Origin of the sequence: Streptosporangium becharense (assembly GCF_014204985.1) — a bacterium.
Lineage (GTDB): Bacteria > Actinomycetota > Actinomycetes > Streptosporangiales > Streptosporangiaceae > Streptosporangium > Streptosporangium becharense.
Genome location: NZ_JACHMP010000001.1, coordinates 5,126,512 through 5,140,506 on the forward strand (window position 1 = coordinate 5,126,512; position 13,995 = coordinate 5,140,506).

The 13,995-nt window shown below is 72.1% G+C and carries 17 protein-coding genes; 11 read left to right on the forward strand and 6 right to left on the reverse strand.

What is annotated here, in order from left to right:
• Window positions 1-69: 69 nt before the first annotated feature.
• The gene (locus F4562_RS22540) at window positions 70-786 is read right to left on the reverse strand and encodes an IclR family transcriptional regulator (RefSeq protein WP_184545689.1); all 717 of its coding nucleotides are present in this window, start codon (window positions 784-786) and stop codon (window positions 70-72) included.
• Between the two features lie 71 nt (window positions 787-857).
• Here F4562_RS22540 and leuC point away from each other — a divergent pair, with 71 nt between their 5' ends.
• From leuC to F4562_RS22560, 4 genes are all read left to right on the forward strand, one after another.
• Window positions 858-2,234, forward strand: a complete 1,377-nt coding sequence (gene leuC / locus F4562_RS22545) for a 3-isopropylmalate dehydratase large subunit (RefSeq protein WP_184545687.1) — start codon at window positions 858-860, stop codon at window positions 2,232-2,234.
• Window positions 2,235-2,246: 12 nt separating this feature from the next.
• On the forward strand, window positions 2,247-2,834 hold the full coding sequence (leuD, locus tag F4562_RS22550) for a 3-isopropylmalate dehydratase small subunit (protein WP_184545685.1): 588 nt from the start codon (window positions 2,247-2,249) through the stop codon (window positions 2,832-2,834).
• The gene (locus tag F4562_RS22555; protein WP_184545683.1) at window positions 2,813-3,067 is read left to right on the forward strand and encodes an SCO5555 family protein; all 255 of its coding nucleotides are present in this window, start codon (window positions 2,813-2,815) and stop codon (window positions 3,065-3,067) included. Before leuD ends, F4562_RS22555 begins: the two co-directional genes overlap by 22 nt.
• A 164-nt stretch (window positions 3,068-3,231) precedes the next feature.
• Entirely contained in the window at window positions 3,232-3,531 is a 300-nt protein-coding gene (locus tag F4562_RS22560) for an HU family DNA-binding protein (RefSeq protein WP_184545681.1), read from the forward strand.
• Between the two features lie 181 nt (window positions 3,532-3,712).
• Here the strand turns inward: F4562_RS22560 and F4562_RS22565 are convergent, their stop codons facing one another.
• Both F4562_RS22565 and cofC read right to left on the reverse strand, forming a co-directional pair.
• Window positions 3,713-3,916 carry a hypothetical protein gene (locus tag F4562_RS22565; protein ID WP_184545679.1) on the reverse strand — a complete coding sequence of 68 codons (204 nt, stop codon included), beginning with the start codon at window positions 3,914-3,916 and terminating at the stop codon, window positions 3,713-3,715.
• Between the two features lie 170 nt (window positions 3,917-4,086).
• The gene (cofC, locus tag F4562_RS22570) at window positions 4,087-4,755 is read right to left on the reverse strand and encodes a 2-phospho-L-lactate guanylyltransferase (RefSeq protein WP_184545677.1); all 669 of its coding nucleotides are present in this window, start codon (window positions 4,753-4,755) and stop codon (window positions 4,087-4,089) included.
• A gap of 67 nt (window positions 4,756-4,822) precedes the next feature.
• Here cofC and F4562_RS22575 point away from each other — a divergent pair, with 67 nt between their 5' ends.
• The 3 genes from F4562_RS22575 (at window position 4,823) to F4562_RS22585 (ending at window position 7,940) form a co-directional block, all read left to right on the forward strand.
• The gene (locus F4562_RS22575; protein ID WP_184545675.1) at window positions 4,823-5,536 is read left to right on the forward strand and encodes a lysophospholipid acyltransferase family protein; all 714 of its coding nucleotides are present in this window, start codon (window positions 4,823-4,825) and stop codon (window positions 5,534-5,536) included.
• A gap of 20 nt (window positions 5,537-5,556) precedes the next feature.
• A complete protein-coding gene (locus F4562_RS22580) occupies window positions 5,557-6,567 on the forward strand; it encodes an NAD(P)H-dependent glycerol-3-phosphate dehydrogenase (RefSeq protein WP_184545673.1) in 1,011 nt (336 codons plus the stop codon).
• A 263-nt stretch (window positions 6,568-6,830) separates the two neighbouring features.
• Window positions 6,831-7,940 carry a D-alanine--D-alanine ligase family protein gene (locus tag F4562_RS22585; protein WP_184545671.1) on the forward strand — a complete coding sequence of 370 codons (1,110 nt, stop codon included), beginning with the start codon at window positions 6,831-6,833 and terminating at the stop codon, window positions 7,938-7,940.
• Here F4562_RS22585 and F4562_RS22590 read toward each other — a convergent pair.
• Both F4562_RS22590 and F4562_RS22595 read right to left on the reverse strand, forming a co-directional pair.
• A complete protein-coding gene (locus tag F4562_RS22590; protein WP_184545669.1) occupies window positions 7,923-8,369 on the reverse strand; it encodes a DUF3515 family protein in 447 nt (148 codons plus the stop codon). The two genes, F4562_RS22585 and F4562_RS22590, sit on opposite strands and share 18 nt — an antisense overlap.
• Before the next feature lie 16 nt (window positions 8,370-8,385).
• The gene (locus tag F4562_RS22595) at window positions 8,386-8,619 is read right to left on the reverse strand and encodes an Lrp/AsnC family transcriptional regulator (protein WP_184545667.1); all 234 of its coding nucleotides are present in this window, start codon (window positions 8,617-8,619) and stop codon (window positions 8,386-8,388) included.
• 51 nt (window positions 8,620-8,670) lie between these two features.
• Between F4562_RS22595 and F4562_RS22600 the strand changes: the two genes are divergently transcribed.
• From F4562_RS22600 to thiD, 3 genes are all read left to right on the forward strand, one after another.
• Window positions 8,671-9,627 carry a thiamine-phosphate kinase gene (locus tag F4562_RS22600; RefSeq protein ID WP_184545665.1) on the forward strand — a complete coding sequence of 319 codons (957 nt, stop codon included), beginning with the start codon at window positions 8,671-8,673 and terminating at the stop codon, window positions 9,625-9,627.
• Window positions 9,628-9,726: 99 nt separating this feature from the next.
• Entirely contained in the window at window positions 9,727-10,803 is a 1,077-nt protein-coding gene (locus F4562_RS22605; protein WP_184545663.1) for a hypothetical protein, read from the forward strand.
• 170 nt (window positions 10,804-10,973) lie between these two features.
• Window positions 10,974-11,774 (forward strand): bifunctional hydroxymethylpyrimidine kinase/phosphomethylpyrimidine kinase, encoded by an 801-nt coding sequence (thiD, locus tag F4562_RS22610; protein WP_184545662.1) that lies wholly within the window; start codon window positions 10,974-10,976, stop codon window positions 11,772-11,774.
• A 148-nt stretch (window positions 11,775-11,922) separates the two neighbouring features.
• Here the strand turns inward: thiD and rpmB are convergent, their stop codons facing one another.
• Window positions 11,923-12,108, reverse strand: coding sequence for a 50S ribosomal protein L28 (rpmB, locus tag F4562_RS22615; RefSeq protein WP_184545660.1), 186 nt, complete (start codon window positions 12,106-12,108; stop codon window positions 11,923-11,925).
• Window positions 12,109-12,405: 297 nt separating this feature from the next.
• On the opposite strand from rpmB, the gene F4562_RS22620 reads away from it, so the two are divergent.
• On the forward strand, window positions 12,406-13,971 hold the full coding sequence (locus F4562_RS22620) for a fatty acid kinase ATP-binding subunit FakA (RefSeq protein WP_184545658.1): 1,566 nt from the start codon (window positions 12,406-12,408) through the stop codon (window positions 13,969-13,971).
• Window positions 13,972-13,995 lie beyond the last annotated feature (24 nt).

Genomic DNA, 13,995 nt, shown 5'->3' on the forward strand with positions numbered 1-13,995 from the left:
CGCCCAGCCTAGGGGGCCGCAGGGGTGCTCGCCTCCCCATATCCCACCTGACGATGCCGTTTCGGCGGGTCAGTTGGCCCGGCGCATCGATTCGGTGATCCGTTCGGCGGCGCTGACCACGGGGGCGGCGTGCATCCGGCCGGGGGTGCGGGTCAGGCGCTCGATCGGACCGGAGACCGACACCGCCGCCACGACCTTGCCTCCGGCGCCCCTGACGGGCGCCGAGACGCTGGCCACACCCTGCTCGCGCTCGCCGACGCTGTGTGCCCAGCCCCTGCGCCGCACGCTCGCCAGCGTGGCCGCGGTGAACTTGGCGCCGCGCAGCCCCCGGTGCAGGCGGTCGGGTTCCTCCCAGGCCAGCAGGATCTGCGCGGCCGAACCGGCGATCATCGGCAGTGCCGAGCCGACCGGCACGGTGTCGCGCAACCCGCTCGCGCGCTCGGCCGCGGCCACGCAGACCCGCTCGTCACCCTGGCGCCGGTAGAGTTGCGCGCTCTCTCCGGTCAGGTCGCGCAACTGGGTCAGCACCGGCCCGGCGACGGCCAGCAGCCGGTCCTCGCCTGCGGCGGTGGACAACTCGGACAGGCGCGGACCCAGCACGAACCTCCCCTGGGTGTCGCGGGAGACGATGCGGTGGTGCTCCAGCGCGACGGCGAGCCGGTGGGCCGTGGGGCGGGCCAGGCCGGTGGCCTGCACGAGCTGGGCGAGGGACGCCGGACCGGCCTCAAGGGCATTGAGCACCAGAACGGCCTTGTCGAGTACGCCGACTCCGCTAGAGTTGTCCATACACCGATACTGCCGTCTCGACATATGAGAAAGCAAGTGGGTGGTGGGACAGCCGATCGCAAGGAGGCGACATGGGCCGCACACTCGCGGAGAAGGTCTGGGAGCAGCACGTCGTGCGACGTGCCGAAGGAGAGCCCGATCTGCTCTACATCGACCTTCACCTGATTCACGAGGTCACCAGCCCGCAGGCGTTCGACGGCCTGCGCATGGCCGGGCGGCCCGTCCGCAGGCCCGACCTCACGATCGCCACCGAGGACCACAACGTCCCGACCGTGCGCGGCCCCATCAACGACCCGGTGTCGCGCGTGCAGGTCGAGACGCTGCGCAAGAACTGCGCGGAGTTCGGCGTCCGGCTGCACCCGATGGGCGACGCCGGCCAGGGCGTGGTGCACATCATCGGCCCGCAGTTCGGCCTGACCCAGCCCGGCATGACGATCGTGTGTGGCGATTCTCACACCTCCACCCACGGCGCCTTCGGCGGCATCGCCTTCGGCATCGGCACCTCCGAGGTCGAGCACGTGCTCGCCACGCAGACGCTCCCGGCCTACCGGCCCAAGACGATGGCCATCGAGGTCTCCGGCGAACTGCCGTTCGGGGTCACCGCCAAGGACCTGATCCTGGCGATCATCGCCAAGATCGGCACCGGCGGCGGTCAGGGCCACATCATCGAGTACCGGGGCGAGGCCGTCCGCAAGCTCTCGATGGAGGGCCGGATGACCGTCTGCAACATGTCCATCGAGGCGGGTGCCCGCGCGGGCATGATCGCTCCGGACGAGACCACCTTCGAGTACCTCAAGGGCCGCCCGCACGCGCCGTCCGGCGCCGACTGGGACGCCGCCGTCGAGTACTGGAAGTCGCTCGTCACCGACGAGGACGCGGTCTTCGACACCGTCGTGGAGATCGACGCCTCCACGCTGACCCCGTTCGTCACCTGGGGCACCAACCCGGGCCAGGGTGCTCCGCTGGGCACCGCCGTGCCGGACCCGGACGAGACCGGCGACCCGGCCGCAGCCAGGCGTGCCCTGGAGTACATGGGCCTGACCGCGGGCACCCCGCTCCGCGACGTCCAGGTCGACACGGTCTTCGTGGGCTCCTGCACCAACGGCCGGCTGGAGGATCTGCGGGCCGCGGCCGAGGTGCTCCGGGGCCGCCGGGTCGTCACCCGCACGCTGATCGTCCCCGGCTCGATGCTGGTCAAGCTCCAGGCGGAGCAGGAAGGGCTGGACGAGGTCTTCAAGGCCGCCGGCGCCGAGTGGCGCGAGGCGGGCTGCTCGATGTGCCTGGGCATGAACCCCGACACCCTCGCCCCCGGTGAGCGCAGCGCCTCCACCTCCAACCGCAACTTCGAGGGACGCCAGGGCAAGGGCGGCCGTACGCACCTCGTGTCCCCGCAGGTCGCCGCAGCGACCGCCGTCACCGGCAAACTGACCGCGCCCGCCGACCTGTAAGGAGCTCGCACCATGGAAGCCTTCGTCACCCACACCGGCCGGGCCGTGCCGCTGCGCCGGAGCAACGTCGACACCGACCAGATCATCCCCGCCGTCTGGCTCAAGCAGGTCAGCCGGACCGGTTTCGAGAAGGGGCTGTTCTCCGCCTGGCGCGAGGACCCCGGCTTCGTGCTGAACAACCCCGCCCACGCGGGCGCCTCGATCCTGCTCGCCGGCCCCGACTTCGGCACCGGCTCCTCCCGCGAGCACGCCGTCTGGGCCCTCCAGCAGTACGGCTTCCGGGTCGTGATCGCGGCCCGTTTCGGGGACATCTTCCGTAATAATTCCACCAAGATGGGCCTGCTCCCGGTCGTGCTGCCGGGCGACGTCGTCGACTCCCTGCACGACGAGGTGGAGGCCGACCCCGCGCTGGAGATCACCGTCGATCTGGAGAACCGCGAGGTCCGCTGGGGCGGCCGGGCGGTCGCGTTCGAGATCGACGACTACACCCGCTGGCGGCTGATGGAGGGCCTGGACGACATCGGGCTGACCCTGCGCAACGCCGATGACATCGCGGCATACGAGAATGGTCGGCAGTCATGGCTGCCGACGACCGTCTGACCCGTTCAGAGGACGAGCTGGCGTGGCGGCTGCGCGAGGCGCACCGCCGCGTCCGCGTGCTGCCCATCCCCGCTGAGGAGCGGAAACGCTTCGCCAGGCGCCTCGTCGCCATCTGCGACGCCGCCAAACACGACCTTGATCACGCCGCCGGGCGTCTTGATTTGTTCTTTCTCGACGTAGATGCCGTGGTTTCAGACACGTCAAGTGCTGGAAACATTGCGGAAGGTGATTGAGTCACACGGCTCCGTCCCCTAATTTCAAGCGGGCAAGGGGTTTCGCACCGCGATCGAGGATGCGGCGTCCGTGATGAGACCCCTCGCCGTAACCACATCGGGTGAGACGGGTTTTCTGCCTCGTGACCCACTCCCGGACATCGGTAAGCAGGGGGAGCAACCTTATGAACAAGAAGGAACTCGTCGACGCCATCGCGGATCGGGTGGGCGATAGGAAGACGGCCACCGAGGCCGTGAACGCGGTGCTCGACGCCATCCAGACAGCCGTCGCCAACGGGGACAAGGTCTCCATCACGGGGTTCGGCGCCTTCGAGATGGTGCACAAGCCGGCCCGCACGGCCCGCAACCCCTCGACGGGTGCCGAGATCGACGTCGCAGAGAGCTGGGCACCGAAGTTCCGGCCCGGCTCCGACTTCAAGGAGCTCGTCAACACCGGCGGCAAGAAGGTCGGCAAGAAGAAGTAGGACCTCGCGCGGGGCGCCCGGCCTTTCCCTCTGGGAGCCGGGCGCCCGGCGTTTCCCGGGTCGGACGTCTCCCGTGCCGCGGCCTCCCGGGCCTTCCCCACGGCGGAGGTTCCGGGTCGGTGCTTCCCGGGCGTTCCCGCGGCAGGGTTCCGGGCCGGTGTTCTCCGGACGTTCCCCGGCGTCAGCCGGGCACCGGGAAGGTCGACAGGGTGACGTAGGTGATCTCGCCGCCGGCCACGACGATGTTGACCCGCTGACCGGATCTGAGCAGCCGCAGCGGCCCCGCGTCGAACGCCGCCGCGCCGAACGGGACCTCGGTCCCGTCGTCCAGGAAGACCGACCCCGACCGGGTCGCCGGGTCGAAGAGCCGCACCGTCGCCTGCACACGCCCAGCGTAGCCCCGAACGGGAGCCGGGTGCCGCCCGAGCCGGGTCCGCATCCGTGCGCACCCGGGTGGCCCGGATGTCACCGCCGTGTCCGTCTCCGTGCGCACCCGGGTGTTCCGGACGTCACCACCGGGCCCGCGCCGTGCCCGCCACGGGGGCCCGTTCGTACTCAGCCCCCGGCGTCCTGCTCGCGGATCCTCCGCACCGCGCTGAGCGTACGGGGCCCGACGCCGAGGGCCAGGGCGAGGCGGAGGTCGTCCGGGGTGTCCACGTCGCGGCGGACCGAGTCGATCCCGGCCAGGCAGAGCTCCTTGGCGCCGCGCCGCAGGTGGCGCTCGCGCGACCGGCCGCCGAAGCCCGGGGTGAACGGGACACCGGGCCGTACCCCGTAGAAGGTCGTGCCGACCTCGGCGGCGTCGGGCAGGAACATCTGGTCGAACTCCGCCGCCGCCGTGAGCACCAGGGCGAGCTCGGCGGGTCGCAACGCCGGCAGATCGGCCTGGAGCGCGCCGACGTGAGCGCCGGGCGCCAGCCGCACCGCCTCCGCGGCGCCGTGCCGCAGGGCCGCGTTCAGCCCCGCCTCCGGGTCGCCGACCACGTGCGCGCCGACCTCGGCGAGCGCTCCGGCCGCCTCCGGGTCGCCCGTCACCACGACTACCCGTACGACGGGCGCGCAGCTCAGCGCCGCCTCCACGGTGTCGCAGGCGATGGCCACGGCCAGCGCCGCGCGGTGCGGACCGGCCGCCGCCGACAGCCGGGTCTTGGCGGCGACCAGGGTCTTGACCGGAACGACGAGGCTCCAGGCTGAACTGTCCGGATCAGGCATAGCCTTAAGCATCCCGCCTCGACATCCCCGGGAACCACCGGGGAGACTTAAGGCGCATACCGCTCATACGGAGGAGCCCATGAGACGCCCCGGGTGGCCATCGCGATTCTGGGTCGCCTTCGCCGTCACGATCGTCAAGCCGATCTCCTGGCTCCTGGTGAAGAAGGACTGGCGCCGCGGCGACCTCCTGCCCAGGACGGGCGGGATCATCATGGTGACCAACCACCTGTCGTGGCTGGACCCCCTCCTGATCGCGCACTTCCTCTACAACAACGGGCGCTGGCCGGTGATCCTCGCCAAGTCGGGCCTCTTCTCGGTGCCGGTGATCGGCCACATGGTGCGCGCGCTGCGGGCCATCCCGGTGTACCGGGGGAGCGACAACGCGGCGCGCTCGCTGGAGGCGGCGCGGCGCGGGCTCGCCGCCGGGGCGTGCGTGATGTTCTACCCGGAGGGCACCTGCACCCGCGACCCGGAGCTCTGGCCGATGGAGGGCAAGACCGGCGCGGCCCGGCTCGCCCTGGAGACCGGCGCGCCGGTGATCCCGGTGGCGCACTGGGGTGCGCAGGAGATCCTGCCCTACGGGAGCAGGCGGCCCAGGCCGCTGCCCCGCAAGACCTTCCGCGTGCTGGCCGGGCCGCCGGTCGACCTGTCCCGGTACGAGGGCCGGCCGCTCCGCGCCGACGTGCTGCGCGAGGCGACCGCCGACATCATGGCGGCGATCACCGCCCAGCTCGCCGAGCTCCGGGGCGAGAAGCCGCCGGAGACCCCCTTCAAGCGGCCTTCCGACAAGTGACTTCGGCGTACGGTGATGAAATGACCAAGGCGGCTGTATTCGGCACGGGCTCGTGGGGCACGACGTTCGGCATGATCCTGGCCGGGACGGGCACCCGGACGACCCTGTGGGGCCGGCGGGCGGAGGTCGTCGAGGCGATCGACCGCCGTCACGAGAACCCCGACTACCTGCCCGGCGCCGTGCTGCCCGAGACCCTGCGCGCGACGACCGACCCGGCCGAGGCCCTGGACGGGGCCGACTTCGTGGTTCTCGCCGTGCCCTCCCAGACGCTGCGCGAGAACCTGACCCGCTGGAAGCCCCACCTGCCGCCCGACGCGCTGCTGGTCAGCCTCATGAAGGGCATCGAGCTCGGCACCACCAAGCGGATGAGCGAGGTCATCTGCGAGGTCGCGGAGGTGCCCCAGGAGCGGGTCGCGGTGGTGTCGGGGCCCAACCTGGTCGGTGAGATCGTCCGCGGTCAGCCCGCCGCGACCGTGGTCGCCTGCACCGACGAGCGGGCCATGGAACGCCTCCAGGCGGCCTGCCACCTGCCGCCGTGGTTCCGTCCCTACACCAACCCCGACGTCGTGGGCGTGGAGCTCGGTGGGGCCGTCAAGAACGTGATCGCGCTGGCGGTCGGCGTCGCGGCCGGGATGGGCATGGGCGACAACGTCGGAGCGATGCTGATGACACGCGGGCTGGCCGAGATCTCCCGGCTGGGTGCGGCGCTCGGCGCCGACCCGCACACCTTCGCCGGTCTGGCGGGCATGGGCGACCTGGTGGCGACCTGCACCTCCCCGCTGTCCAGGAACCGCACCTTCGGGGAGAACCTCGGGCGGGGGATGACCCTGGCCGAGGTGATCGCCGCCACCAAACAGACCGCCGAGGGCGTGAAGTCCTGCGAGTCGGTCCTGGAACTGGCCAGGAAGCACGACGTGGAGATGCCGATCACCGAGGTGGTGGTGGCGGTCGTCCACGACGCGATGCCCCCCAGCGAGGCCGCGGTGCTGCTGATGTCCCGCACCCCCAAGCCGGAACGGTACGGCCTCTGACGTCATCCCCGTCATCTCCGTGATCCCGGTCATCCCCGTGATCCCGGTCATCCCCGGAGGGTGCCCGGCCGCGGGACGCCCGTCCGGAGGGCGGGGTCCGCGAGGGGCGGGGCCCGGCGGGTGGCGGTAGATGGCGGTGCCGGCGGGTGACGGCGGGTGGCGGTGACGTCGCCCGGCCGGCGCGACCGCCCTCGACCGTGATCGGAGGGATAGGCGCGTCCAACAGGCGGATTTCCCCCTAACAGGGGGTAGATTCGGTCATCATGAGTGAGCAGCACGGACCCCGGCCGAAGGTCGCCGTCGTCTTCGGCGGCCGCAATTCCGAGCACGCCGTCTCCATCCTGGGGGCGGGCAGCGTGCTGGAGGTCATCGATCGTTCTCGATACGAGGTGGTCCCCATCGGGATCGCCCCGGACGGGCGGTGGGTGCTCGCCTCCGGAGACCAGCGCTACGCGGTCGAGGACGGCGAGTTCCCGTCCGTCGACGCCGGGGGCACGGAGCTCGCGCTGCTGTCCGGCGGCGGCCCGCTGGTGACCTACGAGGCCGGCAGCATCCCCGCCGACCTCGGCCAGGTCGACGTCGTCTTCCCCGTCATGCACGGCCCCTTCGCCGAGGACGGGACGATCCAGGGGCTCCTGGAGATGGCCGGTGTCCGTTACGTCGGCTCCGGAGTGCTGGCCAGCGCGGTCGGCATGGACAAGGCGTACATGAAGATGGTGCTCGCCGCCTCCGGCCTGCCCGTCGGCCGGTACGTGGTGATCCGCGACCGCGACTGGCGGACCGAACGCGACCGGGTGCTCAAGGAGGTCCAGGAGCTCGGCTGGCCGGTGTTCGTCAAGCCCGCCCGCGCCGGGTCCAGCCAGGGCATCTCCAAGGCCACCACCATGGACGAGCTGGAGCGGGCCATCGAGTTCGCCCGCGAGCACGACCCCAAGGTCCTGGTCGAGGCCGCGATCACGGGCCGCGAGATCGAGTGCGCGGTGCTGGAGTCGCCGGGTGACGAGGCGCCGCGGGCCAGCGTGCCGGGCGAGGTGCTGGTCCACGGCGAGCACGAGTTCTTCGACTTCGAGGCCAAATACGTCGAGGGCGGCATGTCCCTGAGGGCTCCCGCGGACATCCCCGGGCAGACGGCCGAGGAGCTGCGGGCCATGGCCGTGCGCGCCTTCGAGGCGCTGGGCTGCGAGGGGCTGGCCCGGGTCGACTTCTTCTACACCCCCGACGGCCGGCTGATCCTCAACGAGATCAACACCATGCCCGGTTTCACTGCGCTGTCGGTCGCGCCGCAGCTGTGGGCCGCCACCGGGCTGACCTACGCCGAGCTCGTCGACCGGTTGATCCAGCTCGCGCTCGGCCGCTCACCCGGTCTGCGCTAGAGCCGCCTTGATCGGCGCCGCGAGGTCGAGGAGCACGTTCTGCGGGACGTGTTTCCGGGAGATCGTCACCTCGACGTAGGCCTCCCGCCCGACCGACGTGAACAGCGTCGGCCGGGCCGGGTCGGGGTACCACGCCACCCCGTTGATCTCGGGCACCTGGTCGGTGGCCGACATCGTCGCCGGTCGCGCTACCCCGCAACGCAGCGCGATCTCCGCCTCGCCCCACACCGCGACGTACGGCGAAGCCGGGGTGGACTCCCCCCGGTCCGCGCCGTCGAGCCGCTGCGGGAGCCGTTCACCCAGGGTCTCGCACGCCGCCGCGGCGGCTCCCTCGGGAACGGGCGGCTCCACCCGGACGGCACCGCCGCACCCGGCCACGATCAGCAGAGCACAGGCGCATCCCGTCCAGCGGGCGAACCGGAGTGGCATCTCGCATTCCCGACGATCAGATATGGACGATGGGACACGTAAGAGTACGTGTGATCCCTTCGACCGCCTGAATCTGGGCCACGACGAGCTTGCCCAGCTCGTCGACGTTGCGAGCCTGTGCCCGCACGATCACGTCGTACGGGCCGGTGACGTCCTCGGCCTGTGTGACGCCGGAGATCCCGGAGATCTCCCGAGCCACGTTCGCGGCCTTGCCGACCTCGGTCTGGATAAGGATGTAGGCCTGCACCATCACGTCCTCCCGGGCGATTGGATCAGTGCCGAAGGGCCACCGTACCCTGTGATGAACGGGAGGTGTGCCATCACAGTCGGAGATCTCGGCGAATTCGGGGTTATTGCACGTATTGCCGGACGCTTGCCACAAGGTAGGGCCGTGTTGCTCGGCCCCGGGGACGACGCCGCGGTGGTGAGTGCTCCCGATGGGCGGGTCGTCGTGACGACAGACTTGTTACTTGAGGGTAGGCATTTCCGCCGCGACTGGTCCAGTGGCTATGACATCGGCCGCAAGGCGGCGGCGCAGAATCTCTCGGACATCGTGGCCATGGGGGCCGAGCCCACCGGCATCGTGGTCGGGCTGGGCCTGCCCGCCGACGCCGCCACCGACTGGCTGGACCGATTGACCGACGGCTTCCGCGACGAGTGCGAGCTGGTCGGGGCTGGCGTGGCCGGTGGTGACATCACCCGCTGTGACATCGTCGTCATCGGCGTCACCGCCCTCGGTGACCTGGGCGGGCGGGCACCGGTCACCCGCTCGGGAGCGCGGCCCGGGGACGTGGTCGCCGTCGCCGGTCGCCTCGGGTACGCCGCGGCGGGGCTCGCGCTGTTCCGTGAGGGGCTGAACGGGCCGCCGGAACTGCTCGAAGCCCATCGGCGCCCACGTCCGCCCTACGCCCGCGGACCCGAGGCCGCCGTGCTCGGCGCGACCGCCATGCTCGACGTCAGCGACGGCCTGCTCCAGGATCTCGGGCACGTGGCCGAGGCGTCCGGGGTGGGCATGATGCTCGACCCGGAGCTTTTCATGATCCATTACGTGATGCGGGACGCCGGCCGTCTGCTCGGCGTCGACCCGCTGGAGTGGGTGCTCACCGGCGGCGATGATCACGCGCTCGTCGCGACCTTCCCCGAGGATGTCCGTCTTCCGCCGGGCTGGAGTGTGGTCGGAATGGTGACGGAGGGTGACGGTGTGCAGGTCAGGGGGGTGTCTCTTGATCGCGCCGGCTGGGATCACTTCCGGGAGTGACGTTTACCACTTCTTGCTACATCTGTGAAAATTGCGACAAACGTATATCGAAATGATATGAAGATGGGCGGTCGAGATTCCCTCCCAGAAAGGGGCGATATGGGCCGCCACGGTGGAAAAGGGGAGCAAGATTCCCCGAGTCGGAGGAGGCGCGGGCCGGAGCCCACGCCGCAGCCGGTTCCCCGCGACGAGCCGATCGGGCGCCGGCTCCGTCCCGAGGAGTCGGCCGTCACCCAGACCCGGCCGGGCTTCCTGGGGTCGGGATGGTCGTCGGAGAGCGAGCCGTCCGAGACGACCCGGCCACAGGAGGAGCGCAAGCCGGGCGGGCGGGCCAGGGCGGCGGTGCTCGCCGTCGCGGCGGTCGCCGTGGTGCTCGGCGGCACCGTCTTCGGCGTCCAGACGCTGACCGGCTCCGAGAGCGCGGCCGACTGCCCGGCCGCCGGGTGCGTCGCGGAGGCGTCCAACCAGCCGGAGCCGCAGATCGACGTCGACGAGCTCGTCGACGAACCGTTGCCGGACGATGAGCCCGGGGGGCCCGAGGAGCCTGAGGAGCCCCTGCCGGAGGAGACGGACGGTACGACGGAACCGGCCGACACCGCAGGCCGGACCACTCCGGACCCGGCCCCCACGTCCACCCGCCGGCGAGGTGGGACCGCTCCCACGCCGCGGCCGACCCCCACGCGGGAGGACACCCGCGCTCCCCGCACCGACGACGATCCTCCCCCCGCAGAGGAGCCCTCGCCGACGAACTCCCCGTCCCAGACTCTCGTCGGCGGCCACCGGGGTGAGGAGCCGTCGCAGGTCCCCCTCCCCGCGGAGAGCGTGCCGGCCCCGGCACCGGCGCCCGCACCCGGTCAGACCTCGGCGCCTCCGGCGGCCGGTGCCCCCATCACCGTCGGCGCCGACCTGGTGCAGGCGAAACAGCAGGTCTACACCGTCAAGCTCGTCGTCGCCGTGGAGGAGACCTTCACCGACCTGGCGCTGAGCGTCCCGGTCAGCGGTGAGGTCACCTCGGTGCGCGGCGCCGGCTGGAGCCAGGACGGGGGCCTGCTGACGATCGAGTCGCCGCAGGGTCTGAAGGCGGGCGAGGAACTCGTCGTCAGTTTCACCGCGCGGGGTGCGGCGGAGGTCCCCTCGACCTGCCGCAGCGTGCAGGGGGAGTGCTCCGTCGCCTGACCGGGTCGCGGTCTCCACGGCCCTGGGCTGCGGACGCCGGTCTCCGCGGTCCCGGCCAGCGGATCGGCGGCGGTTTCGCGGGCGTCATGCCCTGGGCGGCGGCATGCCCGCCTTGTCATGGTCTTTCCGGTGGAATCCTGTGCTCCGGGCGGACCTGGTTGGATGGGAGCATGACCGATTCGACTCCCCCTCGCGTACTGACCGTCGCCGGATCCGACTCCGGAGGCGGCGCGGGCATCCAGGCCGACCTGAAGACGATGATGGCCCTCGGTGTGCACGGCATGAGTGTGATCGCCGCGGTGACCGCCCAGAACTCGCTGGGCGTGCAGGGTTACTGGGAACTGCCCGCGGAGGCGGTGCGGGCCCAGCTCGACTCGGTGCTCGGCGACATCGGCGTCCAGGCGGTCAAGACCGGCATGCTCGCCTCGCCGGTGCTGGTCGAGACGGTCGCGGAGGTGCTGGCCGGGCTGGACACACCCATCGTGGTCGACCCGGTGGGAGTCTCCAAGCACGGTGACTCACTCCTCGCGCCTGAGGCCGTGGAGACGGTGAAGTCGCGTCTGCTGCCCACGGCCACGGTGGTCACCCCCAACCTGTGGGAGGTGCTGCAGCTGACCGGGGTGAAGGTCGAGCAGGAGGCCGACCTCCGCCGGGCGGCCGACGCGGTTCTGGAGCTCGGCCCCGCATGGGCGTTGATCAAGGGCGGCCACCTGCCCGGCGACCCGGTCGACCTGCTGACCGACGGCACACGGGAGTTCCGCTTCACCGCCGAGCGTCACGACAACCGGCACACCCACGGCACCGGCTGCACCCTGGCTTCGGCCGTCGCCTCCCACCTGGCCCTCGGTGAGGAGGTCCCCGCGGCGGTGGAGAAGGCGAAGGCGTACGTCACCGGCGCGATCGCCGGAGGCTTCCCGCTCGGGGCGGGCATCGGCCCGGTGGACCACGCCTGGCGCCTGCGGCCGCGCTGACCCCGCCCCGGGGGCCGGCCCTGATGCCTGTGGCCGGTCCGGCTCTCCGGGCTGCGCGACGGGCGTCCCGGGGTGGGTGGAAAGGCCCCGGGACGCGCGAAAGCCCGCCGTGCCCCGTGAGGCGCGGCGGGCTTTCGCGGAAGTGTGACTAGCGGGTGACCTTGCCCGCCTTGATGCAGGAGGTGCACACGTTCAGCCGCTTCGGCGTGCCGTTCACCACTGCGCGCACGTGCTGGATGTTCGGGTTCCAGCGGCGGCGGGTGCGGCGGTGCGAGTGGGAGACGTTGTTGCCGAAAGTCGGCTTCTTAGCGCAAACGTCGCAGACGGAAGCCACGGTTCGCTCCTTAGATCAGTCGATAGGCTCGATCCGCCGCTCAGGCGGGCGGTCATCGGGCATGCCGGGGCAACCGGCTGGCCAGACGAGGATATCCGATGTCCAGCCGTGCACGCGAACGCGAGCCGCTGTGACCGGTCGAACGGGGATAATCTCCGGATGCAACCGTAGCGCATCCCGGGTGGCGGGGTGGCGGGTCACGCCGGGAGCGGTGTCCCGACGGCGCGGACCGGGTCCGGCGGGCCCCGGAGCCGGGCCGGGAGCGCGCCGGACGCACGACCGTGAGCAGGAGGCGGCATGCTGCAGGTTCTCGACCCGGCCGCGGTCCGGAGATGGTCGCATCTGGCCGCGGAGACGCTGGGGAAGACCCGTGAGGAGATCGACGCGCTCAACGTCTTCCCGGTGCCCGACGGCGACACCGGCACCAACCTGCACCTGACCATGCTCTCCGCCGCGGACGCGCTGGACGGGCTGCCGGGTGACGCCACCGCGGCCGACACCTGGCGGGCCCTGGCCCGGGGAGCGCTGCTGGGTGCCCACGGCAACTCCGGTGTGATCGCCAGCCAGGCCCTGCGCGGCCTCGCCGAGGTGCTGGGTGAGGCCGCGGGCGGCGGCGCGGATCTGGCACGGGGCCTGGTCAGGGCCGCGGAGCTGGCGCGGGACGCGGTCGCCAGGCCGGTGGAGGGCACGATCCTGAGCGTCCTGACCGCCGTGGCCGCCGCGGTGCGCGACCTGCCCGGCGATCTCGCCGCGGTCGCCCGGCGGGCGGCGGACGAGGCGCACGCCGCGCTCCGCCGGACCCCGGGGCAGCTCGACGTGCTGGCCCGCAACGGGGTCGTGGACGCGGGGGCCGCCGGCCTGGTGATAGTCCTGGAGACCCTCGCGGCCGTCGTCACCGACGCCTACACCGGACGGGTGGACATCCCCGCCCCGGCCCGCCGCGTCGCCCCGGAGGCGGCGCAGGAACCGGGTTACGAGGTGATGTATCTCCTGGACGCCGACGCGGCGGCGGTCGCCGTGCTGCGCGAGGAGCTCGACGCGCTCGGCGACTCGCTCGTGGTCGTGGGCGGCGACGGCCTGTGGAACGTGCATGTGCACGTCGACGACGCCGGCGCGGCGATCGAGGCCGCCATGCGGGCGGGGCGGCCCCACCGGATCAAGGTGACCTACCTGGTCGGCTCGGGCCGGACCCACCCCGCCGCCCGGGGACGCGGCGTGGTCGCCGTGGCGGCCGGGCCCGCCCTGGCCGCGGTCTTCGAGGAGTCGGGGGCCGTGGTGGTCCGCCGGGAGCCCGGTTCCAGCCCATCGCAGGCGGAGGTGCTCGCCGCGATCCGCGAGGCGGGCGACGAGGTCGTGGTCCTGCCCAACGACAGCGGGACGCGCGAGGTCGCGGCGGCCGCCGCGGAGATCGCCCGGGAGGAGGGGCGGATGGTCAGCGTCCTGCCGACCAGGGCCTCGGTGCAGGGCCTGTCGGCGCTGGCGGTGCACGACCCGCTGCGCCGCTTCGACGACGACGTGGTGGCCATGACCGAGGCGGCCGCGCACACCCGCCACGGGCACGTCTGGGTGGCCGACCGGGAGGTCATGACGAGCGCGGGCCTGACCCGGCCCGGTGACGTCCTCGGCGTGGTCGACGGGGACGCCGCCCTGATCGGCGCGGACCTCACCGCCACCACGCTGGAGGTCGTGGACCGCATGGTGTCGTCCAGCAGCGAGCTGGTCACCGTTCTGGAGGGCGCCGACGCCCCCGCCGGCCTGGCCGGGGCCGTACGCGACCATCTCGCCGGGACCCGCCCGGACATCGAGGTGGTCGTGTACGCGGGCGGGCAGGGTGGTTACCCGCTCCTCATCGGCGTCGACTGACGCGCCGGCCCGGCCTCGCCCCGC